Here is a 24476-nt window from a genome sequence, read left to right on the forward strand (position 1 = left end):
GGAGATATGATTACTAATGAAAGTATTAGGAATCACCGGCGGAGTTGGCGCCGGTAAAAGCACCGTTTTAGACTATATTGCAAAAATGTATCATGCGAGAGTCATTCAGGCTGACCAGGTAGGACATCTTCTGATGTCCCCGGGCCAGGTATGTTACTACCGCATTACAGAAACATTTGGAAGCGGAATTCTAAAGGCCGACCAGAATATCAACCGCAGCAAGCTTGCTGATATAGTTTTCCAGGATCACGAGAAATTGCAGAAACTAAATCAGATTGTCCATCCTGCGGTAAAAGAATATATTGTAAATGAAATCAAAAAAGAACGCACTGCCAAAAAAGTTCCTTTTGTTGTGATCGAAGCGGCTCTTTTGATTGAAGATCATTATGAAACAATCTGTGATGAATTCTGGTATGTCTACACATCCGATGATGTACGCAGAAAAAGACTGAAACAGGCACGTGGATATTCCGATGAAAAAGTAAAACAAATCATAAAAAACCAGATGCGCGACAACGTATTTCGCCAGCATTGTCAATTTGTAGTTGACAACAGCAGCAATATTGTAGAAAATACATATGAACAAATTGACAGGGGATTGATAGAACATGAATTTTTGTAGTATAACAAGCGGAAGCAGCGGAAACTGCATTTACGTAGGATCAGAACATGCCAGTCTTCTTGTAGACGTAGGCTTAAGCGGCAAAAGAATTGAAGCCGGATTAAACTCCATTGACCGTAAAACGGCCGAAATGGACGGCATTTTAATTACACATGAACATTCTGACCATATTAAAGGCCTGGGAGTTCTCGCCAGAAAATATCAGATACCAATCTATGCAACCGGCGCAACCATTGAGGCAATGAAAGCCTATACACCACTTGGCAAAGTAGATGATTCTCTTTTTTGTGAGATCTATCCGGATGAGCCATTTTGTATTAAGGATCTGGAAGTAGCACCATTTTCTATTTCCCACGATGCGGCCGATCCGGTAGCGTACCGCATTAACCATGAAAATAAATCCGTTGGTGTGATTACCGACCTCGGACATTATAACGATTACATAGTAGACCATCTTCAGGGACTTGACGGCGTACTTCTGGAAGCGAATCACGATATTAATATGCTTCAGGTAGGGAGTTATCCTTATTATCTGAAACAGCGTATCCTTGGAAACAGGGGACATCTGTCTAACGAAAATGCAGGACGGCTGCTCTGCCGGATTCTTCATGATGGATTAAAAACAATTATGCTTGGACATCTCAGCAGAGAAAATAATTATGAGGAGCTTGCATATGAAACGGTCTGCTCAGAAGTGACTTTAGGTGAAAATCCTTATAAAGCCAAAGATTTTCCAATCCGCGTGGCTCACAGGGATGAACCAAGTGAATTATTTGCGATATAAAGCCATAACGTACCGGATCTTTGCTAAGGCCGATCTGGTGCGGAATTGACTTACATATATAGATTAATGTGAAAGAGGACTCCGGTCCCCGAAAGGAGAAGAAATGAAAAAAACAATTATCACAGTCGTAGGAAAAGATACCGTGGGAATCATCGCTAAGGTTTGTACTTTCCTTGCAGAAAACAACGTTAACATTCTGGACATCTCTCAGACAATCGTACAGGGATTCTTCAATATGATGATGGTTACCGATGCAAACAATTCTACAAAGTCTGCAGAAGAATTGGCAAAAGCACTGGAAAAACTCGGCGACGAAATCGGCGTAAGCATCCGCTGCCAGCATGAAGAAATCTTCAACATGATGCATCGTATCTAGAGCGCGTCTGCGGGCGCCAATCTGTCACTATATGAAGAAAGGTAATAATCTGTTATGATAAATTTATTTGAAGTAAGCGAAACAAATAAAATGATTACCCAGGAGAATCTGGATGTAAGAACCATTACTCTGGGTATCAGCCTGTTAGACTGTATTGATTCTGATCTGGGAAAACTAAATCAGAAAATCTACGATAAAATCACGACTCTGGCAAAAGACCTGGTTTCTACCGGTAAAGATATTGAAAGAGAATATGGAATTCCCATCGTAAATAAGCGTATTTCCATAACCCCAATTGCTTTAGTTGGCGGAAGCGCATGTAAATCTTCTGATGATTTTGTAACCATTGCAAAAACACTGGATAAAGCTGCCAAAGAAGTCGGCGTTAACTTTATAGGCGGATATTCCGCTCTGGTCAGCAAAGGAATGACAAAAAGTGATGAATATCTGATTCGTTCGATTCCAAAGGCTCTTGCATGCACTGAGCGCGTATGCAGTTCCATCAATCTGGGTTCTACCAAATGCGGTATCAATATGGATGCGGTGCGTCTGATGGGCGATATGATTCTGGAAACAGCAGAGTACACCAAAGAGAACGATTCTCTTGGATGTGCAAAACTGGTTGTTTTCTGTAATGCTCCGGATGATAATCCTTTCATGGCAGGTGCTTTCCACGGTGTGACAGAAGCAGATGCAATCATTAATGTAGGTGTCAGCGGTCCGGGTGTTGTGAAAACAGCTTTGGAGCAGGTGCGCGGAGAAAGTTTTGAAGTATTATGCGAAACCATTAAGAAAACGGCATTTAAAGTTACACGTGTAGGACAGCTGGTAGCCCAGGAAGCATCTAACCGTCTGAATATTCCTTTTGGAATTATTGACTTGTCTCTGGCGCCAACTCCTGCCATCGGAGATAGTGTAGCTGATATCTTATGTGAAATCGGTCTGGAATATGCAGGTGCACCCGGAACAACTGCAGCACTTGCACTTTTAAACGATCAGGTGAAAAAAGGCGGTGTTATGGCTTCTTCCTATGTAGGGGGATTAAGCGGTGCTTTCATTCCGGTCAGCGAAGACCAGGGTATGATTGACGCAGTTCAGGCAAATGCACTGACCATTGAAAAATTAGAAGCAATGACCTGTGTATGTTCCGTAGGCCTGGATATGATCGCTATACCGGGAGATACCAAATCTACTACCATAGCAGGTATTATTGCTGACGAAATGGCAATCGGTATGGTAAACCAGAAAACAACCGCAGTACGTCTGATTCCGGTTATTGGAAAAGGCGTAGGAGAGATCGTACAATTCGGCGGACTGTTAGGTTATGCACCGATTATGCCGGTCAACAAATATGGCTGTGATGCCTTTGTAAACCGGAAAGGAAGAATTCCGGCTCCAATTCATAGCTTTAAAAATTAAAAATCAGGCGCGATGCTTTTGTATAAGCATCACGCCTTTTTATATGAAACAGGTAAAGTTCGCACCAGCTAGAGCGAACAAATTTGGGTTTAGTTGAGAAGGGGACGCTTTGTATATGTTGGGTAATGTACGGAAAGATGGGAGTGGGAAACTTGTATGGACTCCGTCAGCTGGCCGCAGAACTGGTATTTTCTAACCTTTCCGAAGCGCTTTTTGGCGGCACGCGGGCATTCACCGGGAAATCCTGATGCATTTCCCGGTTCAGTGCCCGCTTAGTATCCGATGGGAGCCAGTCGAATACTATCCGCCAAAAAACACTCCGCAAAGGTAAGTAAATACTCAGCTCTGCTCTACGCTTCCTCCGTCCATACAAGTTTCCCACTCCCATCTTTCCGTACACCATCTCCATCTACAAAGCGTCCCTTTCTTACCTAAACCTGCTATGGCTCTACCAGAATCTGCCTTGTAATTTCATTATATCTGTGATCCTGATATAAATTGGTTACTGCACTATGATATACCTGTGCGCAATAGATATCACAGTCCAGCATCATTTTTGCAGTATTACAAGCCCGCGTGCCCTCTAAAAGTGTATGCGCAACCGCCATTTTTGTAAGGATGGGCAAATCACTTTTTTTCTTAATTTCTGACAACAACACCGAAGCTTTTTTACGAAATCCCAAAACGCGGATGTAACAGGCCGCATTGTCTGATCTTACAGACTTAAGGACTGCATCTCCTTTTATCCCCAGTAAAATATGCATTAATGCCCTGCGGATTCTGGTTTCCGTAAACTGGCGGGTTTTTAAGAGCGAAACAAATGCTTCCAGCCCCTGATAGGAAAATCTCAGATTCCACATTCTTTTTGCCAATTCGTCAGTAACATCAAAAAATTCTGCAAGTTCTTCTGGATTAGCTGCCGACAGTAAACGATAGTGCAGTAATTGTGAAAAATCTGCACTTTTTACCGGAAACGACTGTGCTGATTCCCGCTTTAAAATAGTATAAACCGCATCCGGAACCTGATCTTTTAATGGATCTGCGTCCGGATCTCTGTACGAACAGCCGGCTCCTGCCTGAACTTCCTGTATCACACGCCGTATGGCAGTTGCTGAACTGATTCCGGCATGAAGCGACTGGTCGTGATAACCACTGGTAATACGGTCAATCGTTACCGGAACCATGCTGCTATTTATCTTTTTTAAAGCTTTCAGATACTCTATACCCAGGATGTTATTCGGTGAATCCAGCACCTCTTCCCACTTAGATATATTTCCGTCTCGTTCCTTCATATGCATTTCCCTGAGATAGGAGAGCAGCGCCCCTTCTCTGGCTGCCGGAAAAGATATTCCTTCTGCAAGGAGGGTTTTTAACGTACTTTTGTATTGCGCAGGTTCTGTTGTCAGAACTTCTGCAATTTCATTCAGAACCTGAATATCACCACACTCACTGCCAAAACAAATGGCATCTACAATCCCAAGTGAATTTAAAAGCGAGACTGCACCCAGTGCAAAATATTCCGCACTTGCACATGCAAAATATGCAGGAATCTCCAATACAAGATCCGCTCCGCATGCCAATGCCATTTCTGCCCTGGAAAACTTGTCAATGATCGCAGGTTCTCCCCGCTGCAGAAAGTTCCCGCTCATTACAACCACCACAAAATCAGCGCCTGTTTTTAATTTTGCCTGTTCTAAATGATATCCATGTCCATTATGAAACGGATTATATTCCGTAATCAGTCCAACAACCTTCATATAATGTTAAAATCCTCCATTCTGTAAATCCAAAAATCCCATAATCATCTATCGATTATACCACACTCCATCCCCTTCGTACATTCCTCTTATGTGCCTATAAAATTTCTCCGGTACCTTTCTTTTTCATCCCGCAAATCGATCAAACCAAAACAATCAAAAAATAAACAACAAAATACAAAACCTGATTTTAAAAAATATAATCAAAAATCAAAACGTTTGATCTCAAAATACCGCCTGACGATCCAAAAATCCACTCCTGATATCAAAATTTTATCCAAAAATACAATTTTACCCCCGGTGTATGGAAAAAGATACACCATAACGGTTGAAATTAGCCATTTATAGGGCTATAATTAAAAAGAATGAAAGGTTGTTAAACATTGTTAAAATATTAATTAACTTGTATGCCAATATGGTATCATGTATAATATTTTTATGACGGTTTGGGGACCTAAAACACGAAAGGAGTCAGAAATCATGGGATTTATTGACGTAATCAAAGAAAGAGCGAAATCAAACAAAAAAACGATCGTACTGCCGGAAACAGAAGACCGCAGAACATATGAAGCAACCGCCCAGATCTTAAAAGAAGGCGTTGCTAATGTAGTACTTGTAGGTAGCGAAGAGGCAGTTAAAAAAGGCAGCGAAGGATTAGACATTACAGGAGCTATCATTGTAGATCCTGCAACTTCAGATAAGACAGCAGGCTACATAGACAAGCTTGTAGAGTTAAGACAGAAAAAAGGCATGACACCGGAACAGGCAAAAGATATTTTATTAAACCAGTACCTGTACTATGGTGTTATGATGGTTAAAATGGGCGATGCAGACGGTATGGTATCCGGAGCATGTCATTCTACCGCTGATACTTTAAGACCATGCCTTCAGATCTTAAAGACAAAACCGGGAACAAAATTAGTATCTGCATTCTTCCTGATGGCAGTGCCAAACTGCGAATATGGTGCAAACGGAACATTTATTTTCGCAGATGCAGGATTAAACCAGAACCCAAATCCGGAAGAATTGGCAGCAATTGCAGCTTCTTCTGCAGAATCCTTCCAGTTATTAGTAGAAGAGGAACCGATCGTGGCAATGCTTTCCCATTCTACCATGGGAAGCGCAAAGCATGCAGATGTTGACAAAGTAGTAGAAGCAACCAGAATTGCAAAAGAGCAGAATCCGAATCTGAAATTAGACGGTGAATTCCAGTTAGATGCTGCAATAGTACCAAGCGTAGGCGCTTCCAAAGCTCCAAACAGCCCGGTAGCAGGTAAAGCAAACGTATTACTGTTCCCAGACCTGGATGCTGGAAATATCGGATACAAATTAGTTCAGAGATTAGCAAAAGCAGAAGCTTACGGACCTGTAACACAGGGTATTGCAAAACCGGTAAATGATTTATCCCGTGGATGCAGCGCTGAAGATATCGTTGGGGTTGTAGCGATTACAGCAGTTCAGTGCCAGGCACAATAGGAAAAATTTACCTACATAATTATACGGAAGTTCTAAAAGAATATAATAAAATGAAAAGAAAACCAACGGAGGTATTTTTTAATGAACGTATTAGTTATCAACTGTGGAAGTTCATCTCTTAAGTATCAGTTAATTAACTCTGATACAGAAGATGTATTGGCAAAGGGGCTTTGCGAAAGAATTGGAATCGAAGGAAGCAGACTTGTATATCAGCCAAAGGGCGGCGAGAAAGAATTTACAGAAAGCCCAATGCCAACTCACAAAGAAGCCATCAAAATGGTACTGGATGCATTGGTAAATGAAAAGACCGGTGTAATTAAGAGTCTGAAAGAAGTTAATGCAGTCGGTCACAGAATCGTACACGGCGGCGAGAAATTTGCTTCTTCTGCAGTAATTACAGAAGAAATGTTAAATGCTGTTGAAGAATGTAACGATCTTGCACCTCTTCACAACCCTGCAAACTTAATTGGTATTCGTGCGTGCCAGGAATTGATGCCTGATGTACCGATGGTTGGTGTATTCGATACTGCATTCCATCAGACAATGCCTGAAAAAGCATATATGTATGGTCTGCCTTACGAATATTATGAAAAATATAAAGTAAGAAGATATGGTTTCCACGGAACTTCCCACAACTTCGTATCCAAAGAAACAGCAAAATTCTTAGGACTTGATATCAATAATTCTAAAATTATTGTTTGCCATTTAGGTAACGGTGCATCCATTACTGCTGTATTAAACGGCAAATCCATAGATACCTCCATGGGATTGACTCCTCTTGAAGGACTGGTAATGGGAACACGTTCCGGTGATATTGATCCTGCTATCTTAGAGTTCCTGTCCAAGAAAGAAAATATGGACATTGATGATTTAATGAACATGTTAAATAAAAAATCAGGTGTTTATGGTTTATCCGGAATCTCAAGCGATTTCCGTGACCTGGAAAATGCTGCTGAAGAAGGAAATGAAGCTGCAATCCGTGCCAGAGCTGTATTCAATTACCGCGCTGCAAAATATATCGGTTCTTACGTAGCTGCTCTCAATGGTGTTGATGCAATTGCCTTTACAGCAGGACTTGGTGAAAATGACTCTCTGGTACGCCGTGATATCATCGCATATCTTGGATACCTGGGCATTACTTTAGATGATGAGGCAAACAAAGCAAGAGGCAAAAAGACTCTGCTTTCCACACCGGATTCTAAGGTGAAAGTTGTTCTCCTTCCTACCGATGAAGAACTTGCAATCTGCAGAGAAACAGTAGCTCTGATTTAGTTTAAAACTATACCGGAATAAGGCGGAGACTGCGAAAGTCTTCGCCTTATTTATATAATTCGGCGGGTGCTGATTAAGGATGCTTTGTGCACTGCCTATATCTGCAAAGCGTCATTAATCACAAAAGCCCACTTTATTGTAAAATTATGTTGACAAAAACAAATTGAATATGTATAATAATTTAGGTGTGGATAGGAGGGTCATAATGCTGATTGACTTAAACGGTGTTTTAAAAAACGACGAATTAGTAATGCAGACTGATGCAGGACTGGAGCTGGAAACCTTTGTTTCGAAGCTTGGCAGTTTTCCTATCATTAGCAGTACCCCCGTTTCTTTACAGATTCAGAACAAAGGAGACAGGAAACTGCACATAACAGGGAGCGGGATGATAACTGTTTTGATTCCCTGTGACAGGTGTCTGGAAGACGTGAAAACTGAAATTAAAGTTCATATTGACAAAGAAATTGATATGAATATAGATGAAGCAGAACATCAGAAAGCACTTGATGAACACAATTATATTGATGGATATAACCTGGATGTGGATAAGCTTGTCTATGGCGAGATGTTATTGAATTGGCCGATGAAGGTTTTATGCAGTGAAAACTGCAAGGGAATCTGTAATCAATGTGGCGCCAATTTAAATCTTGGGACTTGCAACTGTGATCATACAGATTTAGATCCAAGAATGGCCAAAATCCGTGATATCTTTAGCAAATTTAAGGAGGTGTAAACCATGTCAATCTGTCCAAAAAATAAATCTTCCAAAGGAAGAAGAGACAAGAGAAGAGCAAACTGGAAAATGTCTGCTCCAAATTTAGTGAAATGTGCTAAATGCGGCGAACTTATGATGTCTCACAGAGTATGTAAGAACTGCGGAACATACAATAAAAAAGAAATCATATCTACAGAAGCTTAAGATATGATAAAGCATCTCGATGGAGATGCTTTTTTTACGTGCTTTTCTCCTGTTTTTTACCCCTTTTACGCAGAAAACTCAAAGAACTTATGTACTTCGTAAGATTCTCTGAAAATATCTATTGATTTTCTGTATGATGTTTAGTATATTAGTTAATAGAAATACGAGGAGGAAATAATATGCAGGAATTAGTTCGGGTCGCAGTCGACGCTATGGGTGGTGATAATGCCCCGGCAGAGATTGTTAAGGGAGCCGTAACCGCAGTGAATGCGAGAAAAGATATTAAAGTATTCCTGGTAGGGCGCTCGGAAGATGTGCAGAGAGAATTATCAAAGTACACCTATCCAAATGAGCTAGTGGAAGTTGTTCATGCTGAAGAAATTATTGAAACAGCAGAACCGCCGGTTATGGCTATTCGAAAGAAAAAAAGTTCTTCCATTGTAGTAGGGCTGAATCTGGTAAAAAAAGGCGAAGCAGATGCTTTTGTTTCAGCTGGCAGTACCGGAGCCGTATTAGTCGGCGGACAGCTCTTAGTTGGGCGCATCAAAGGAATTGAGCGGCCGCCTCTGGCACCACTGATACCCACTAAGACCGGTGTTTCATTGCTGGTTGACTGTGGCGCAAATGTAGATGCAAGACCATCTCATTTAGTGCAGTTTGCAAAAATAGGTTCTATTTACATGGAAAATGTAGTAGGTATTAAAAATCCTAAAGTCGGTATCGTTAATATCGGTGCAGAAGAGGAAAAGGGCAACGCTCTGGTAAAAGAGACATTTCCACTCTTGAAGGAATGTAAAGACATTAATTTTATCGGAAGTGTGGAGGCCAGAGACATTCCGGCAGGCGTATGCGATGTCATCGTTTGTGAAGCATTTGTCGGAAATGTAATTTTAAAGTTGTATGAAGGTGTGGGTGCCACCCTGATTTCAAAAGTCAAGGCCGGCATGATGACAAGCCTTCGCAGTAAGATTGGCGCCTTACTGGTAAAACCGGCATTAAAAGAAACACTTAAATCTTTTGATGCAAGCCAATATGGCGGTGCACCTTTACTTGGGTTGAATGGCCTTGTGGTAAAATCTCACGGCAGTTCTAATGCGTCGGAGATTACCAACTCCATTGTTCAATGCGTGCAGTTTAAGCAGCAGCAGATCAATGAAAAAATTAAAGAAAAAATTAAAGTAGATTAGTAAAAGAGAGGATTGATGATTATGGAATTCGAAAAGTTACAGAAAATTATTGCCGAGGTACTGAATGTTGATGCAGATGAGATCACAATGGAGACTACATTTGTAGATGATTTAGGAGCTGACTCCTTAGATGTATTTCAGATTATCATGGGAATTGAAGAAGAATTCGATATTGAAATTCCAAATGAAGAAGCAGAAAAAATTGTTTCAGTAGGCGATGCGGTAGAACAAATCAAAAGTGCAATCAACTAAAACGGTTTTTATGAGGGTGTTGCAAAGCAGCACCCTTTGTTGTATAAATACGTTTTATTTATTACAGCCGCAGTAAATGCGGCATAGGAGGATAATGTGAAGTATGCTTCACATGTGCTTTATTACAGCCGCAGCAAATGCGGCACAGGAGGATAACTATGAAATCAACCAGAAAATTAGCAGAACTGGAGAGCAGGATCGGATATAAGTTCCACAATTTCGATCTTCTGGTACAGGCCATGACTCACAGTTCTTATGCAAATGAGCATAAAGCCGCCAGGATGAAAGATAATGAACGCCTTGAATTTTTAGGTGACGCAGTGTTGGAAGTTACCAGCAGTGAGTTTTTATTCCACAATTATCCGGATCTGCCGGAAGGGGATCTGACAAAGCTTCGTGCAAGTATCGTCTGTGAGCCCACTCTTGCCCTGTGTACGAAAGAAATTGAGCTGGGCAGTTATTTACAGCTTGGTAAAGGTGAAGAGCATACCGGAGGCCGTCATCGTGATTCTATTGTGTCTGATGCCATGGAAGCCCTCATAGGTGCCATTTATTTAGATGGTGGTTTTGCTAATGCAAAAGAGTTTATTTTAAAGTATATAATGAAAGATATTGAAAATAAGCAGCTCTTTTATGATAGCAAGACTATCCTGCAGGAAATAGTACAAAGAGATTTTAAAGGTGATGAGATCGTGTATACCCTGACAGGGGAAGAAGGCCCTGACCATGATAAGAAATTCATTGTAGAACTGCATATCGGTGAAAAAAATGCAAGCCAGGGAATTGGACGTACCAAGAAAGCTGCTGAGCAGGAAGCGGCCTATCGCGCCATCATCGACTTGAAAGGAAAGACAAAAGAGATATGTACTTAAAAAGCATAGAAATCCACGGCTTCAAATCTTTTGCCAACAAAATTGTCTTTAAGTTTCACAATGGTATTACCGGTATCGTGGGACCAAATGGCAGTGGTAAGAGCAATGTTGGCGATGCTGTCCGCTGGGTATTGGGTGAGCAGCGTGCAAAACAGCTGCGTGGTGCCAGTATGCAGGATGTTATCTTTTCAGGAACGGAAAACAGGAAACCTATGGGGTTTGCATCCGTTGCCATTACGCTGGATAATGAAGACCATCAGCTGCCCATTGATTATAACGAAGTAACCGTAACCAGACGCGTATACCGTTCCGGCGAAAGTGAGTATCTAATCAACGGTACCACCTGCCGTCTGAAAGATGTCAATGAGCTTTTTTACGATACCGGTATTGGTAAAGAAGGATATTCCATTATCGGACAGGGACAGATTGATAAAATTTTAAGTGGAAAACCGGAAGAGCGCAGAGAACTTTTTGACGAAGCAGTAGGTATTGTAAAATATAAACGCCGGAAACTGGCCGCCCAGAAAAAGCTGGAAGATGAGAAGCAAAATCTGGTTCGTGTTAACGATATACTATCCGAATTAACGAAACAATTAGGGCCCCTTCAGAGACAGGCTGAAACCGCGAAAATCTATCTGAAGAAAAAAGAAGAATTAAAGACGGTAGATGCCAATATGTTTTTAATGGAGATGAACCGCATCAAAGCCCAGCTTCGGGAAATAGAAGAAAAGATCTCCATTTCCAATCAGGATCTGCAGTCCACAAAAGCCAATTATGAAAGTGCAAAAGTGGAGTACGAGCGGATAGAAAAAGAAATGGAAGAGTTAAGTGCTAAGATCGAGGAAGAAAAAGAACGCTCCAATAAAAACCAGTTGTTAAAACAGCAGTTAGCCGGACAGATTAATGTCTTAAAAGAGCAGATTAATACGGCAAAGCTAAATGGTGAACATTTACAAAACCGTATCCTGAGCATACAAAAAGAATTGGATGGAAAAACACAGCAAAAAGACTCGCAGCAGACAGAGCTTGGTCTTCTAAAAGAACAGCTGGATAAATTCCAGGCTGTAGAAGTAAAAAACAAAGCGGTCGGCTTAAAGCTCCAGGAAGATACCGGTATTCTGGAAAGCCATATTGAAGAGGGCAAGAACCAGATTATTGATTTATTGAATAAGAGAGCATCTACAAAAGCCAAGCTGCAGCGCTATTCTACAATGATTGAACAGATCCAGATCCGAAAAGCAGAACTGAGCCAGAAAATCCTAAAATTAAAAAGTGAAGAATCTGAGCAGGAAGAATCTCTTGCTGCATATCAGAAGGATTACATGGAAGTTTCCGCCCGTATTGATGCTTTAAGTGAAGAAAGTACAAAGTATGATAATGAAGTAACCGAACTGCAGCAGATCCTTTCCCAGCAGAATGAACAAATGGAAACCGGGCAGACCGCTTACCATAGGGAAGCATCCCGTTTGGAGTCCTTAAAAAATATTACCGAGCGATATGATGGATATGGCAACAGCATACGGCGCGTTATGGAACAAAAAAACCGGGAAACGGGAATCATGGGCGTTGTTGCAGATATTATTAAAGTGCAGAAATCTTATGAAACCGCAATCGAAACCGCTCTGGGCGGAAGTATCCAGAATATTGTTACCCAAGATGAACATACAGCAAAACGTATGATTGATTTTCTAAAACGGGGCAAATACGGACGGGCTACCTTCCTTCCTCTGACAAGCATTGGCAACCGAAATGGATTCACTAATGAGAAAGCTTTAAAAGAACCCGGAGTCATTGGACTGGCAAGTTCTCTGGTAGATGTAGAAAGCTGCTATGAAGGGCTTGCAAAATACCTGTTGGGCAGAACCGTTGTGGTTGACCATATTGACAATGCAATTATCATAGCAAAAAAATATCAGCATACCCTTCGTATTGTTACACTGGACGGAGAATCCCTAAGTCCCGGAGGATCTATGACCGGTGGTGCATTTAAAAATTCCAGCAATCTTCTCGGACGAAGAAGAGAAATTGAAGAATTAACGGAAAGTGTTGCACTTTTAAAGAATGATATGGAAGAGCTCCAGAAATCCATTGACGTGAACCGGGATAAACGGCGCATCCTGCGTAATAAAATTGTAGAGCTGAAAGACAGCCTGCAAAAAGAGTATATCGTCCAGAATACGGCGAAAATGAAGATTAAGCAGATGCAGAGCCGCAACACGGAAACAAAATCCGGATACGCCCAGTTAAAACGGGAATCTTCCGAAATTGAAGCACAGATCGCAGACATACGGATAGAAGAATCGGAGATCCAAAAAGAACTGGAAGAATCTGTATCCCTGGAGAAGAAAACAGAATCTCTGATCCTGGGACTTCAGAAGGAACTGGAAGTCAAGAAACAGGAGCAGGATGCACATAACAGCAAATCAGAAGGAATCCATCTTGATCTGGCTAATTTAAAACAAAAAGAAGAATTTATACATCAAAATATATCACGTATTAACCATGAGATGAAATCCTTACAGGAAGAGCGGGAATCTATTAAAAATGATATTCTGGAAAATGAAAAGGATATTCAAAAGAAAGCCCATGATATACGGGAGATAGAAATATCCATTGCAAAAGCTTCGGAACACGAAGGCGAATCGAACGGACAGGTAAAAGAGTGGATGGAGAAAAAAGACAGCCTTTATACCAGTCACAAGTCTTTCTTTGCCAAACGGGAAGAGCTGTCTGAACGCATGGCAATGCTGGATAAAGAAAATTTCCGTCTGGCAAGCCAGCTTGAGAAGCTGGAAGAGAGTAAGGAAACCCAAATCAATTATATGTGGGAAGAATACGAACTGACGGTAAGCACCGCTCATGAATTTAAAGACGTTTCTTATGAAAACCAGGGGCAGCTGAAAAAGGCGATTCAAATCCTCAAATCTGATATCAAAGGTCTTGGTTCCGTTAATGTCAATGCCATTGAAGATTTTAAAGAATTGTCTGAGCGCCATGAATTCCTCAGCACACAACATGATGACCTGATTAAGGCAGAAGAAATACTGCTTGGCATCATAGAAGAACTGGACAGCGGAATGCGCGCCCAGTTTAAAGAAAATTTTGCCATTATCCAGGCAGAATTTGACAAGGCATTTAAACAGCTGTTCGGAGGCGGCAAAGGCAGCCTGGAACTGGTGGAAGATGAAGATATTCTGGAGGCGGGCATCCGCATTATTTCCCAGCCGCCAGGTAAGAAGCTGCAGAATATGATGCAGCTGTCCGGCGGTGAGAAAGCATTGACAGCAATTGCCCTTCTCTTTGCCATTCAGAAACTGAAGCCATCACCTTTCTGTCTTCTGGATGAAATTGAGGCAGCGCTTGATGAGTCAAATGTTACCAGATATGCAAAATACCTTAATAAGTTGACAACGAATACACAATTTATTATTATTACACATAGACGTGGTACAATGGAAGTTGCGGACAGACTGTATGGTATCACTATGCAGGAAAAGGGTGTATCCGCACTGGTATCCGTTAATTTAATTGAAGATGAGCTAGATAAGTAGGAGAGTGGCAGTATTGCAGGCAAGCCTGTAATATGCAATGGGAATAAGGTTGAAAGAAAATTATGATATAGAAAGGATGCCACGGTGATTCTTTCAACCTGTTTTATTGTGGCAATATTGCAGGCAAGCCTGTAATATGCAATGGGAATAATTATGGAAGAAAAGAAAGGGTTTTTTAAACGGCTTGTGGAAGGGCTGTCAAAAACCAGGGCTAATATTGTTGCTGGAATTGACTCCATTTTCAGTGGCTTTTCCAGTATCGATGACGATTTTTATGAAGAGATAGAAGAAATCTTAGTCATGGGTGACCTGGGTATTAATGCCACTACCGCTATTATCGAAGATTTAAAAGCAAAAGTGAAAGAGCAGAAAATCAAAGAACCTTCCGAATGCAAGCAGCTGCTGATTGACAGCATCAAAGAGCAGATGGATGTAGGTGAAACAGCATATGAATTCGAAAACAAACAGTCAGTGGTGCTGGTTATCGGTGTAAACGGCGTTGGAAAAACCACCAGTGTAGGAAAATTGGCCGGTAAATTAAAAGATCAGGGAAAAAAGGTAATTCTGGCCGCAGCAGATACATTCCGCGCCGCAGCAGGAGAGCAGTTAACCGAATGGGCAAACCGGGCAGGTGTGGATATTATCGGCGGACAGGAAGGTTCTGATCCGGCTGCTGTTGTATATGATGCTGTGGCATCAGCGAAAGCAAGGCATGCGGATGTGCTGTTATGCGATACGGCAGGCAGGCTTCACAACAAGAAAAACCTGATGAATGAATTGGGTAAGATTAACCGTGTGCTTGAGAGGGAATATCCGGAAGCTTACCGTGAAACACTGGTTGTACTGGATGGCACCACCGGACAAAACGCATTGGCACAGGCAAGGGAGTTCAGTGAAATTGCGGACATTACTGGTATTATTTTAACAAAACTGGATGGGACAGCCAAGGGCGGCATTGCAGTTGCAATCCACTCTGAACTTGGTATACCCGTGAAATACATTGGTGTGGGAGAAAGTATTGATGATCTTCAGAAGTTTAATGCAGATGAATTTGTAAATGCATTATTCAACGTACAAACCCCGGCAAATTAGAGAAAGGCGATAAAATGTTAACGTTAGATAAGTTTGAGGAAGCTTCCGAGGCAGTGAAGCAGGTTACACAGGAGACAAAACTGGTTTACAGCCAGTACTATTCAGAACAGACCGGCAACAAAGTATTTTTTAAGCCTGAAAATATGCAGCGTACAGGAGCATATAAAATCCGCGGCGCTTACTATAAAATCAGCACATTAACCGACGAAGAAAGAAATAAAGGGCTTATTACTGCCTCTGCAGGCAACCATGCACAGGGTGTGGCATATGCTGCAAAAGCATTTGGTGCTAAAGCAGTAATCGTAATGCCAACCACCACACCGCTCATTAAGGTAAACCGAACCAAAAGTTATGGTGCTGAAGTTGTATTATACGGAGACGTATATGATGAAGCATGTGCCCATGCATATGAACTTGCCAGCGAGCACGGCTATACCTTTATCCACCCGTTTGATGACCTGGCTGTAGCCACAGGGCAGGGAACCATTGCTATGGAAATCGTACAGGAACTTCCTCTGGTAGATTATATCCTGGTTCCGATCGGGGGAGGCGGACTGGCAACGGGAGTATCTGCCCTTGCCAAACTTTTAAATCCCAATATCAAAGTAATCGGAGTTGAACCAGCCGGTGCCAATTGTATGCAGGCTTCCCTGGATATCGGGAAAGTTACTACCATGCCCAATGTTAATACCATAGCAGACGGTACAGCCGTTAAAACACCGGGTGAACAATTATTCTCATATATTCAGAAAAACCTGGATGGAATCATTACCGTAGATGATGATGAATTAGTGGTAGCATTCCTTGATATGGTCGAAAACCATAAAATGATTGTAGAAAACTCCGGCCTTCTCACTGTAGCTGCTTTAAAACATATGGATGTGAAAGGCAAGAAAATCGTATCCATTTTAAGCGGCGGTAATATGGATGTTATTACCATGTCTTCTGTCGTACAGCTGGGATTAATCCAGAGAGACCGTATCTTCACCGTATCCGTACTGCTTCCGGACAAACCGGGAGAACTGGTACGCGTTGCTACTGTAATTGCAGAAGAGCAGGGTAATGTCATTAAACTGGAGCATAATCAGTTTGTAAGTACGAATCGCAATGCAGCCGTGGAATTGAAAATTACGCTGGAAGCTTTTGGTACGGAACATAAAAACAACATCGTAGACGCACTGAAAAAGAACGGTTATAAGCCTAAGCTTATCCGTCCAAACCTGTAGGAGCTTGAATTACATGTATAGGTGGCTTAAAAAATATGTAGATCCCTGGGCAAAACTCTATTCTATCATACCCTTGGTATCCTGTTTTGTCCTAAACAGTGTTATTTACTTTGGAACACAGCATTTGTGCAAAGACTGGTATCACTATGATTTTACTCTGTCAATCGACCGGATGCTTCCATTTAAACCGGGCTGGGTTTGGATTTACGTGATCTGTTATTTATTCTGGATTGTGAATTATATCATAATAGGACATCTGGGCAGGGATTCGTTATATAAATTTGTAACTGCTGATATGTCCTCCCGTATTGTCTGCATGCTGTTCTTCGTATTGCTGCCAACCACAAACGTGCGGCCTGAGCTGATCGGAGACAGTTTAAGCGTACAACTGCTGGGCTGGGTGTATAAAATGGATCTTCCAATGAACCTCTTTCCTTCCATACACTGCCTGGTAAGCTGGTTCTGTTATATTGGTATCCGGGGTAATAAGCAAGTCCCCAAATGGTACCGTATTTTTTCATGTCTGTTTGCAATTGCAGTCATGATTTCCACGCAATATACGAAGCAGCATTATATTATTGATATATTCGGCGCAGTTGCCCTTGCTGAAATTGCTTATTATTTAAGCAGCAAATATAAATATTATGAGTTTCTTAAGAAAGTTTTTGGAAAAATAAATTGTAAGATACGCAAAATATTGATAGAATATTGATAAATTTATTCTATAATTATCCAGAGGATAATTTAGAAAAGAGGGAAATGCGTGGAATTTTTAAAGAAAAACAAAAAAAACATACTTCAGATCCTGTTTCTTTTTGCTCTTTTGGGCTTTACATTTTATGAATTGTTTAAAGGACAGGAACTGGGTGCCATATGGGAAACCATAAAAATGGCAAAAAAGGGATATATCTGGTTTGGTATTGCCCTGGTAATCGTATTTGTCTGCAGTGAATCGGTAATCATCCACTATATGATGAACTCGCTGAATAAGAAGATCCCTTTACGAAATTGTGTAAAATACAGTTTTATCGGATTTTTCTTCAGCTGTATTACCCCTTCCGCTTCAGGCGGACAGCCGGCTCAGATCTATTATATGAGCAAAGATAAGGTGGAAATCCCAGTTGCATCACTTGTACTGATGATTGTCACCGTTACTTATAAATTCGTATTAGTATTAGTCGGGCTGGTACTGATCATCGGATTTCGTCCGCTGGTGGATAACTACATGAAAGATACAGTATTTTTCTTATATCTGGGACTGATATTAAATGTAGGATGCGTGGCACTGATGTTTATCTTAATATTTCTGCCAAATTTCACAAAAAAGCTAATGCATTTAGGTCTGCATATTTTAGAAAAGGTCCGTATTTTGAAACACAAACCGGAAAGAACAGAACGTCTTTCAAGCGCTATGGATAAGTACCGGGATTCCGCCTATTATTTCAGAGATCATAAGCTGGTTGTTTTCAATGTGATTCTGATTTCCATCTTCCAGCGGTTTTGTCTGTTCTTTTCAACTTATTTTGTATACCGGGCATTCGGGCTTCACGAATTCAGCGCTTTTGAGATCGTCACCTTACAGGCAACTATTTCTATTTCTGTAGACATGCTTCCGCTGCCGGGTGGTATTGGAGCAAGCGAAGCGTTATTTATGTCTATATTTAAACCAATTTTTGGTCCGGCATTAATTTTATCGGGAATGCTGTTAAGCAGAGGTATCAGTTACTATGCACTGCTGATAATCAGTGCACTTGTAACCATTTATGCCCATATCAGCATTACTAGAGCAGCCGTGAAAAGAGAAGCGGCAAAGAGGGAGAAGGATAATATACCATGTGGATAGGATTTTATAATTATACGGTTATTTTAACATATTTAGGACTGATCAGTTCTGTATACGGAATGACAGAAGCATTGGATGGCCGTTTTACGACGGCAATTGCCTGTCTTGTAATATCCGGTATCTGCGATATGCTGGATGGTAAAGTTGCCCGTACCAGAGAACGGACGGACGATGAGAAAAGATTTGGAATTCAGATTGATTCCCTTTGTGATTTGATTTGTTTTGGTGCATTTCCTGCATTTCTGGGATATGGGCTGGGACTTCGGGGGTTCTGGGGAACAACGGCCATGTGTCTCTATGTATTGGCAGCTGTAATCCGCCTTGGATTTTTCAATGTTATGGAAGAAAAGAGACAGCAGGAGACCACAGAAGCCCGCAAACACTATCAGGGTCTTCCCGTAACATCTATCGCAATTATTTTTCCGGTGGTTTATCTCTTGCGTCCAAGTTTTGGACAGCAGACATATCTGCGGATACTGATCTGGGTAATGCTGCTTGTAGCATTTCTGTTTGTCAGTAAAATAAAAGTTTATAAACCAGGAAATAAAATGATGATCGTTATCATTGTAGCGGGAGTCATAATACTTGGCAAGCTGTTACACTTCTATTAAACACGCTCTTGCCGAACAACATTTTAAGAAAGATATGCAATAGGTGGTAAGGTTGAAAGAAAATGATGAAGTAGGAAGGAAGCCACGCTGTGATTCTTTCAACCTGTTTTATTTGTGGCAGTATTGCAGGTACGCCTGCAATATGCGATGGGTGTAAAAATGAAATACATCGACCGAAAAGGAAAACTATATGAAAACGAGGAAACGCAGGATAAAATCCTGCGTAAACTTTATGCTTCCCTATGGGGAAGATTATTGTTAAAACCTCTGATCCGTCCCGGATTTTCCGAATTAGCCGGAAAATTTCTGGATACCGGGGCATCCAGATGCATTATTAAGCCTTTCATACAAAAGAATAACATCGATATGTCACCATATGAACCCAGAGAATATCATTCTTTTAATGATTTCTTTACCCGTGAAATCAAACCGGAAGAACGGATGATTGATTATGACGAGACGCATCTGGTAAGTCCTGCTGACGGTAAAATCAGTGCTTATCATTTGGGCAATACCAATCGATTCTTCGTCAAGAACACCTGTTACACCATATCCTCATTATTACAAAACCAAAAGCTGGCAAAACGTTATAAAAACGGAGCAGCGATTATCATTCGGCTAAGCGTTGACGATTATCACCGTTATTGTTACCCCTCGGATGGTTTGAAATCCTCCAATTATTACATTCCCGGAGTACTTCATACGGTACAGCCGGCAGCCTGTGAAACCGTACCGGTTTATAAAGAAAACCAGCGGGAATATACGCTGATTAAAACCCGCTGTTTCGGTACACTTCTCCAGATGGAGGTAGGTGCGCTCCTGGTTGGACGCATTAAAAATTACCAGCAGGAAGGCTTTGTGAAAAAAGGACACGAAAAAGGGAAGTTTGAATACGGCGGTTCTACAATTATACTGCTTGTAGAACCGGATAAAGTTAAAATAGCACCAGAATTTTTTGAAAATACAGAGAACGGATATGAGACTTTCATTAAGATGGGAGAGTGTATCGGTAAAATTTAATTTTGTCAAGAAAAAATACTTGACAAGAATAACTTTATCGTATATGATAATCAAGGTGATTACAAATGGAAAAATTTGTGGAACAAACTTTATTATATGATTTTTACGGTGAGCTCCTGACGGAACATCAGAGAAATGTCTATGAAGATGTGGTTTTAAATGATCTGTCCTATACGGAAGTCGCGGAGGAGCAGAATATAAGCCGGCAGGGTGTACATGATTTGATAAAAAGGTGTAATAAGATTCTGGATGATTATGAGAACAAATTACATCTGGTTGAAAAGTTTTTGTCTGTGAAGGAAAAAGTAGAGCAGATTCATGCGCTTTCAAAAGGACAGCAGGGGCATGAGGAGATTGAAAGAATATCCAATGAGATATTAGAGGAGTTGTAATCTATGGCATTTGAAAGCTTATCAGATAAACTGCAGAATGTCTTCCGCAATTTACGAAGTAAGGGACGGCTGACAGAAGCAGATGTAAAGACTGCATTAAGAGAAGTAAAGATGGCTTTATTAGAAGCAGATGTAAGCTTCAAGGTTGTTAAGCAGTTCATCAAGGCTGTTCAGGAAAGAGCAGTCGGACAGGATGTTATGAACGGCTTGAATCCGGGACAGATGGTTATTAAGATTGTAAATGAGGAACTGGTTAAGTTAATGGGTTCCGAAACTACGGAGATCGCACTAAAACCCGGTAATGAAATTACAGTCATTATGATGGCCGGACTTCAGGGTGCCGGTAAAACCACAACAACGGCAAAGATTGCCGGTAAATTAAAGTCAAAAGGCCGAAAGCCATTGCTGGCAGCCTGCGATATCTATCGCCCGGCAGCAATCCAGCAGTTACAGATAAATGGTGAAAAGCAGGGTGTGGAAGTCTTCTCTATGGGAGACAAACAGAATCCTGTAAATATTGCAAAAGCCGCTATTGAACATGCGAAAAGCAAAGGATTAAATGTTGTAATCCTGGATACGGCAGGACGTCTTCATATTGATGAAGACATGATGAATGAACTGATTCATATCAAAGAAGCAATTCATGTTGACCAGACAATTCTGGTTGTAGATGCCATGACCGGTCAGGATGCCGTAAATGTATCCGAAATGTTTAATGAGAAGATTGGTATTGACGGCGTCATTGTAACCAAGTTAGATGGTGACACCCGTGGTGGTGCCGCATTATCTATAAAAGCAACCTGTGGTAAACCGATCTTATACGTCGGCATGGGTGAAAAGCTCTCGGATCTGGAACAATTTTATCCGGAGCGTATGGCTTCCAGAATATTGGGCATGGGTGATGTGATGTCACTGATCGAGAAGGCACAGGCCAATATCGATGAGGAAAAAGCCCGGGATATGGAACAGAAGCTGAAAAAAGCACAGTTTGGATTTGACGATTACTTAGAAAGTATGAATCAGATGAAAAACATGGGTGGAATATCCAGTGTATTAAGTATGATGCCTGGATTCGGCAGCAAAGCCAAAGATATTGAAGGAATGATCGATGAAAAGGATATGGCAAGAAAAGAAGCAATGATTCTTTCCATGACACCGAAGGAACGTTCCAATCCGGATATCCTGAATCCATCCCGCAAAAAACGAATTGCCGCTGGTGCCGGAGTAGATATCAGTGAGGTAAATAAACTGGTAAAACAGTTTGACCAGGCAAGAAAAATGATGAAACAGTTCCCTGGCATGATGGGAGGCAAAGGTGGTAAAAGAGGTAAGTTCAAACTTCCTTTTTAACATATATTGAGAATAAACCAAGGAGGTGAAAGACAAATGGCAGTAAAGATTAGATTAAGAAGAATGGGACAGAAAAAAGCTCCTTTCTATAGAATCGTAGTAGCTGATTCCAGATCACCAAGAGATGGAAAATGTATCGAAGAACTCGGTACTTACAATCCAAACATCGAGCCTAGCGAATTCAAAGTTAATGAAGAATTAGCTAAAAAGTGGCTTGCTAACGGTGCTCAGCCAACAGAAGTAGTTGGTAAACTCTTCAAAATAGCTGGTATCGAAAAGTAGAACAGAGGTGAACGTGATGAAAGAATTAGTAGAAGTAATTGCAAAGTCTCTCGTTGAACATCCGGAAGAAGTAGAAGTAACTGAAAAAGAAACCGGCAAATCTATTGTTGTAGAATTAAAGGTTGCTCCATCCGATATGGGTAAAGTTATCGGCAAACAGGGACGTATTGCGAAAGCAATCCGTTCTGTAGTCAAAGCTGCTGCTTCTAAGGATGATAAGAAAGTGATTGTGGACATCCTGTAGCTTTTGCTATAAGATTTCATAACGGTCAGGCCTCGTGAAAACGGGGCTTTTCTTACTTTATAAAAAAGTACGGTTTCACAGATTATTTTTAATAGAGAAGAACCCTCCAATTTTAACAAATGAAAGGAAGAGAAAATGGAAGATTTATTACAGGTTGGCATCATTTCCTCCATGCATGGCTTACGGGGCGAGGTAAAGGTATTTCCAACTACCGATGACCCGAACCGGTTCAAAAAATTAAAATCTGTCATTCTGGATACCGGAAGAGAAACAATGGATCTGCAGATCGAACAGGTAAAATTCTTTAAGCAGTTTGTAATCCTGAAATTCAAAGAATACAACGATATCAATGAGGTGGAAAAATTTAAAGGAAAAGGGTTATTTGTAACCCGGGAAAATGCCGTAAAGCTTAAACCAAACGAATACTTCATTGCTGATATGATCGGAATGCAGGTATGTACCGATGACGGAAAAGAACTGGGTATCCTTACCGACGTATTGGAAACCGGAGCAAATGATGTCTATGTGGTAGAAACTCCGGACCGGAAAGAAATTCTCCTTCCAGCCATTAAAGAATGTATCTTAAACGTTGATATCCAGGAACGGAAAATGGAAGTACACTTAATGGAAGGATTGGTGTAACCTATGAATTACCACGTATTGACCTTATTTCCTGAAATGATTCAGGACGGTTTAAATACCAGTATCATCGGGCGCGCAATGGAAAAAGGACTGATTTCCCTGCAAACCACCGATATAAGGGACTATTCCACCAATAAACACCATAAAGTAGATGATTATCCATATGGAGGCGGTGCTGGAATGGTAATGCAGGCAGAGCCTGTATATGGTGCCTGCAAAGCCGTTTCAGAGAAAATAGGATACCGCCCCAGAGTGATCTATCTAACCCCTCAGGGCAGCGTATTTAACCAGACTATTGCAGAAGATCTGGCAAAAGAAAAGGATCTGGTCTTTCTCTGCGGACATTATGAAGGAATTGATGAGCGGGTATTAGAAGAAGTCGTCACAGACTATCTCTCCATTGGTGACTATGTCCTTACCGGCGGAGAACTGCCCGCAATGGTCATGATAGATGCCATTTCCAGACTGGTACCCGGCGTTTTAAACAACGATGAATCTGCACAGTTTGAGTCTTTTCAGGACAATTTGCTGGAGTATCCCCAGTATAGCCGTCCCGAGGAATGGAATGGCAAAATAGTTCCGCCGGTTTTACTGTCCGGCCACCATGCCAATATAGAAAAGTGGCGGAGAGAGCAGTCTGTCATACGCACAGCCCTGCGCCGTCCTGATCTGTTGGACAAGGCTCAGCTCACAAATTCTGAACTGGAATTAATCAGCAGAATATCAGAGCCGGAAGCGTAAATATTGTCCCTATTCTTTAGGATTTATTAAAGAATTTTCTTAAGGATTTATTAAAGAATTTTATTTGACATAATCCAACAAACATGATAAAATAAATAGCGTTGTGAGAAAAGAGATGGTCCTCTGTTACAGACAGTATTAAGAACATCCGATATAAATAAGGAGGCACACAATGAACGATATTATTAAGAACATCGAAGCAGCTCAGTTAAGAGCTGACGCACCAGAATTTAATGTTGGTGATACCGTAAAGGTATATGCAAAGATCAAAGAAGGAAGCCGCGAAAGAATTCAGGTTTTCGAAGGAACTGTTTTAAAGAAACAGGGCGGAAGCAATAGAGCTACATTTACTGTTAGAAAAAATTCTAACGGCATTGGTGTGGAAAAAACCTGGCCGCTTCATTCCCCAAGCGTGGAAAGAGTCGAAGTAATCAGAAGAGGTAAAGTAAGACGTGCAAAACTGAATTACTTAAGAAACCGTGTTGGTAAGAGAGCCAAGGTAAAAGAGTTAGTAAAATAATGAAATGAACCAGGGACAAATACTTA

General features: G+C 41.1%; 27 protein-coding genes. 26 read left to right on the plus strand and 1 reads right to left on the minus strand.

The features are described from left to right. The first annotated feature begins 16 nt into the window (after positions 1–16). The 5 genes from coaE (at position 17) to QR40_RS32630 (ending at position 3449) form a co-directional block, all read left to right on the plus strand. Positions 17–622 (plus strand): dephospho-CoA kinase, encoded by a 606-nt coding sequence (gene coaE / locus QR40_RS16215; RefSeq protein WP_044295982.1) that lies wholly within the window; start codon positions 17–19, stop codon positions 620–622. After that, on the plus strand, positions 609–1406 hold the full coding sequence (locus tag QR40_RS16220) for an MBL fold metallo-hydrolase (RefSeq protein WP_027294158.1): 798 nt from the start codon (positions 609–611) through the stop codon (positions 1404–1406). The genes coaE and QR40_RS16220 overlap by 14 nt, the downstream gene beginning before the upstream one ends. Positions 1407–1509: 103 nt before the next feature. Continuing rightward, a complete protein-coding gene (locus QR40_RS16225; protein WP_027294157.1) occupies positions 1510–1782 on the plus strand; it encodes an ACT domain-containing protein in 273 nt (90 codons plus the stop codon). Positions 1783–1836: 54 nt separating this feature from the next. Next, positions 1837–3201: a PFL family protein gene (locus QR40_RS16230; protein ID WP_044295983.1), complete on the plus strand. Its 1365-nt coding sequence runs from the start codon at positions 1837–1839 to the stop codon at positions 3199–3201. Positions 3202–3326: 125 nt separating this feature from the next. Then, entirely contained in the window at positions 3327–3449 is a 123-nt protein-coding gene (locus QR40_RS32630) for a hypothetical protein (RefSeq protein WP_255348087.1), read from the plus strand. Between the two features lie 192 nt (positions 3450–3641). Here the strand turns inward: QR40_RS32630 and QR40_RS16240 are convergent, their stop codons facing one another. Further along, positions 3642–4958, minus strand: a complete 1317-nt coding sequence (locus QR40_RS16240; RefSeq protein ID WP_044295985.1) for a nucleotidyltransferase — start codon at positions 4956–4958, stop codon at positions 3642–3644. Positions 4959–5438: 480 nt separating this feature from the next. Here QR40_RS16240 and pta point away from each other — a divergent pair, with 480 nt between their 5' ends. From pta to rplS, 21 genes are all read left to right on the plus strand, one after another. Then, positions 5439–6434 carry a phosphate acetyltransferase gene (gene pta, locus QR40_RS16245; RefSeq protein ID WP_027294153.1) on the plus strand — a complete coding sequence of 332 codons (996 nt, stop codon included), beginning with the start codon at positions 5439–5441 and terminating at the stop codon, positions 6432–6434. An 81-nt stretch (positions 6435–6515) separates the two neighbouring features. Beyond that, complete coding sequence (locus QR40_RS16250) at positions 6516–7706, plus strand: acetate kinase (RefSeq protein ID WP_027294152.1); 1191 nt, start codon at positions 6516–6518, stop codon at positions 7704–7706. A 205-nt stretch (positions 7707–7911) separates the two neighbouring features. Further along, complete coding sequence (locus QR40_RS16255) at positions 7912–8439, plus strand: YceD family protein (protein WP_044295987.1); 528 nt, start codon at positions 7912–7914, stop codon at positions 8437–8439. A gap of 3 nt (positions 8440–8442) precedes the next feature. Then, the gene (rpmF, locus tag QR40_RS16260; RefSeq protein WP_027294150.1) at positions 8443–8625 is read left to right on the plus strand and encodes a 50S ribosomal protein L32; all 183 of its coding nucleotides are present in this window, start codon (positions 8443–8445) and stop codon (positions 8623–8625) included. 179 nt (positions 8626–8804) lie between these two features. After that, positions 8805–9812 carry a phosphate acyltransferase PlsX gene (gene plsX / locus QR40_RS16265; RefSeq protein WP_027294149.1) on the plus strand — a complete coding sequence of 336 codons (1008 nt, stop codon included), beginning with the start codon at positions 8805–8807 and terminating at the stop codon, positions 9810–9812. A gap of 21 nt (positions 9813–9833) precedes the next feature. Next, complete coding sequence (acpP, locus tag QR40_RS16270) at positions 9834–10064, plus strand: acyl carrier protein (protein WP_044289983.1); 231 nt, start codon at positions 9834–9836, stop codon at positions 10062–10064. Positions 10065–10222: 158 nt separating this feature from the next. Beyond that, positions 10223–10936, plus strand: coding sequence for a ribonuclease III (gene rnc, locus QR40_RS16275; RefSeq protein WP_027294147.1), 714 nt, complete (start codon positions 10223–10225; stop codon positions 10934–10936). Next, positions 10927–14487 carry a chromosome segregation protein SMC gene (smc, locus tag QR40_RS16280; RefSeq protein ID WP_044295988.1) on the plus strand — a complete coding sequence of 1187 codons (3561 nt, stop codon included), beginning with the start codon at positions 10927–10929 and terminating at the stop codon, positions 14485–14487. The genes rnc and smc overlap by 10 nt, the downstream gene beginning before the upstream one ends. A 153-nt stretch (positions 14488–14640) precedes the next feature. Beyond that, the gene (gene ftsY, locus QR40_RS16285) at positions 14641–15579 is read left to right on the plus strand and encodes a signal recognition particle-docking protein FtsY (protein WP_330373792.1); all 939 of its coding nucleotides are present in this window, start codon (positions 14641–14643) and stop codon (positions 15577–15579) included. Positions 15580–15593: 14 nt separating this feature from the next. Continuing rightward, positions 15594–16805 (plus strand): threonine ammonia-lyase, encoded by a 1212-nt coding sequence (gene ilvA / locus QR40_RS16290; RefSeq protein WP_027294144.1) that lies wholly within the window; start codon positions 15594–15596, stop codon positions 16803–16805. Positions 16806–16818: 13 nt separating this feature from the next. Then, positions 16819–17517 (plus strand): phosphatase PAP2 family protein, encoded by a 699-nt coding sequence (locus tag QR40_RS16295; protein ID WP_027294143.1) that lies wholly within the window; start codon positions 16819–16821, stop codon positions 17515–17517. Positions 17518–17568: 51 nt separating this feature from the next. After that, positions 17569–18648, plus strand: coding sequence for a lysylphosphatidylglycerol synthase transmembrane domain-containing protein (locus tag QR40_RS16300; protein WP_044295989.1), 1080 nt, complete (start codon positions 17569–17571; stop codon positions 18646–18648). Continuing rightward, on the plus strand, positions 18639–19259 hold the full coding sequence (locus QR40_RS16305) for a CDP-alcohol phosphatidyltransferase family protein (RefSeq protein ID WP_044295990.1): 621 nt from the start codon (positions 18639–18641) through the stop codon (positions 19257–19259). Before QR40_RS16300 ends, QR40_RS16305 begins: the two co-directional genes overlap by 10 nt. Positions 19260–19373: 114 nt before the next feature. Beyond that, a complete protein-coding gene (locus tag QR40_RS16310; protein ID WP_330373793.1) occupies positions 19374–20279 on the plus strand; it encodes a phosphatidylserine decarboxylase in 906 nt (301 codons plus the stop codon). Between the two features lie 65 nt (positions 20280–20344). Beyond that, on the plus strand, positions 20345–20671 hold the full coding sequence (ylxM, locus tag QR40_RS16315) for a YlxM family DNA-binding protein (protein WP_027294139.1): 327 nt from the start codon (positions 20345–20347) through the stop codon (positions 20669–20671). A 3-nt stretch (positions 20672–20674) separates the two neighbouring features. Next, the gene (gene ffh / locus QR40_RS16320) at positions 20675–22021 is read left to right on the plus strand and encodes a signal recognition particle protein (protein ID WP_027294138.1); all 1347 of its coding nucleotides are present in this window, start codon (positions 20675–20677) and stop codon (positions 22019–22021) included. Positions 22022–22057: 36 nt separating this feature from the next. Then, positions 22058–22303 carry a 30S ribosomal protein S16 gene (gene rpsP / locus QR40_RS16325; RefSeq protein WP_027294137.1) on the plus strand — a complete coding sequence of 82 codons (246 nt, stop codon included), beginning with the start codon at positions 22058–22060 and terminating at the stop codon, positions 22301–22303. 16 nt (positions 22304–22319) lie between these two features. Next, a complete protein-coding gene (locus tag QR40_RS16330; RefSeq protein ID WP_027294136.1) occupies positions 22320–22547 on the plus strand; it encodes a KH domain-containing protein in 228 nt (75 codons plus the stop codon). A 135-nt stretch (positions 22548–22682) separates the two neighbouring features. Next, positions 22683–23189 carry a ribosome maturation factor RimM gene (gene rimM / locus QR40_RS16335; RefSeq protein WP_044295991.1) on the plus strand — a complete coding sequence of 169 codons (507 nt, stop codon included), beginning with the start codon at positions 22683–22685 and terminating at the stop codon, positions 23187–23189. Positions 23190–23192: 3 nt separating this feature from the next. Further along, positions 23193–23930 carry a tRNA (guanosine(37)-N1)-methyltransferase TrmD gene (trmD, locus tag QR40_RS16340; protein WP_027294134.1) on the plus strand — a complete coding sequence of 246 codons (738 nt, stop codon included), beginning with the start codon at positions 23193–23195 and terminating at the stop codon, positions 23928–23930. A 172-nt stretch (positions 23931–24102) separates the two neighbouring features. Next, a complete protein-coding gene (gene rplS, locus QR40_RS16345; RefSeq protein ID WP_027294133.1) occupies positions 24103–24450 on the plus strand; it encodes a 50S ribosomal protein L19 in 348 nt (115 codons plus the stop codon). Positions 24451–24476 lie beyond the last annotated feature (26 nt).

The organism is Robinsoniella peoriensis, from assembly GCF_000797495.1.
Lineage (GTDB): Bacteria > Bacillota > Clostridia > Lachnospirales > Lachnospiraceae > Robinsoniella > Robinsoniella peoriensis.

What these genes read in the sequence shown, in the direction of transcription:
- acpP (WP_044289983.1), top strand. Translation starts at nt 9,834, where the DNA reads ATGGAATTCGAAAAGTTACAGAAAATTATTGCCGAGGTACTGAATGTT.
- pta (WP_027294153.1), top strand. Translation starts at nt 5,439, where the DNA reads ATGGGATTTATTGACGTAATCAAAGAAAGAGCGAAATCAAACAAAAAA.
- ilvA (WP_027294144.1), top strand. Translation starts at nt 15,594, where the DNA reads ATGTTAACGTTAGATAAGTTTGAGGAAGCTTCCGAGGCAGTGAAGCAG.
- trmD (WP_027294134.1), top strand. Translation starts at nt 23,193, where the DNA reads ATGAATTACCACGTATTGACCTTATTTCCTGAAATGATTCAGGACGGT.
- QR40_RS16240 (WP_044295985.1), bottom strand. Translation starts at nt 4,958, where the DNA reads ATGAAGGTTGTTGGACTGATTACGGAATATAATCCGTTTCATAATGGA.
- QR40_RS16220 (WP_027294158.1), top strand. Translation starts at nt 609, where the DNA reads ATGAATTTTTGTAGTATAACAAGCGGAAGCAGCGGAAACTGCATTTAC.
- rpsP (WP_027294137.1), top strand. Translation starts at nt 22,058, where the DNA reads ATGGCAGTAAAGATTAGATTAAGAAGAATGGGACAGAAAAAAGCTCCT.
- QR40_RS16230 (WP_044295983.1), top strand. Translation starts at nt 1,837, where the DNA reads ATGATAAATTTATTTGAAGTAAGCGAAACAAATAAAATGATTACCCAG.
- QR40_RS32630 (WP_255348087.1), top strand. Translation starts at nt 3,327, where the DNA reads ATGTACGGAAAGATGGGAGTGGGAAACTTGTATGGACTCCGTCAGCTG.
- QR40_RS16305 (WP_044295990.1), top strand. Translation starts at nt 18,639, where the DNA reads ATGTGGATAGGATTTTATAATTATACGGTTATTTTAACATATTTAGGA.
- rpmF (WP_027294150.1), top strand. Translation starts at nt 8,443, where the DNA reads ATGTCAATCTGTCCAAAAAATAAATCTTCCAAAGGAAGAAGAGACAAG.
- ylxM (WP_027294139.1), top strand. Translation starts at nt 20,345, where the DNA reads ATGGAAAAATTTGTGGAACAAACTTTATTATATGATTTTTACGGTGAG.
- smc (WP_044295988.1), top strand. Translation starts at nt 10,927, where the DNA reads ATGTACTTAAAAAGCATAGAAATCCACGGCTTCAAATCTTTTGCCAAC.
- ftsY (WP_330373792.1), top strand. Translation starts at nt 14,641, where the DNA reads ATGGAAGAAAAGAAAGGGTTTTTTAAACGGCTTGTGGAAGGGCTGTCA.
- plsX (WP_027294149.1), top strand. Translation starts at nt 8,805, where the DNA reads ATGCAGGAATTAGTTCGGGTCGCAGTCGACGCTATGGGTGGTGATAAT.
- ffh (WP_027294138.1), top strand. Translation starts at nt 20,675, where the DNA reads ATGGCATTTGAAAGCTTATCAGATAAACTGCAGAATGTCTTCCGCAAT.
- rimM (WP_044295991.1), top strand. Translation starts at nt 22,683, where the DNA reads ATGGAAGATTTATTACAGGTTGGCATCATTTCCTCCATGCATGGCTTA.
- QR40_RS16250 (WP_027294152.1), top strand. Translation starts at nt 6,516, where the DNA reads ATGAACGTATTAGTTATCAACTGTGGAAGTTCATCTCTTAAGTATCAG.
- QR40_RS16225 (WP_027294157.1), top strand. Translation starts at nt 1,510, where the DNA reads ATGAAAAAAACAATTATCACAGTCGTAGGAAAAGATACCGTGGGAATC.
- QR40_RS16295 (WP_027294143.1), top strand. Translation starts at nt 16,819, where the DNA reads ATGTATAGGTGGCTTAAAAAATATGTAGATCCCTGGGCAAAACTCTAT.
- coaE (WP_044295982.1), top strand. Translation starts at nt 17, where the DNA reads ATGAAAGTATTAGGAATCACCGGCGGAGTTGGCGCCGGTAAAAGCACC.
- rplS (WP_027294133.1), top strand. Translation starts at nt 24,103, where the DNA reads ATGAACGATATTATTAAGAACATCGAAGCAGCTCAGTTAAGAGCTGAC.
- QR40_RS16330 (WP_027294136.1), top strand. Translation starts at nt 22,320, where the DNA reads ATGAAAGAATTAGTAGAAGTAATTGCAAAGTCTCTCGTTGAACATCCG.
- rnc (WP_027294147.1), top strand. Translation starts at nt 10,223, where the DNA reads ATGAAATCAACCAGAAAATTAGCAGAACTGGAGAGCAGGATCGGATAT.
- QR40_RS16255 (WP_044295987.1), top strand. Translation starts at nt 7,912, where the DNA reads ATGCTGATTGACTTAAACGGTGTTTTAAAAAACGACGAATTAGTAATG.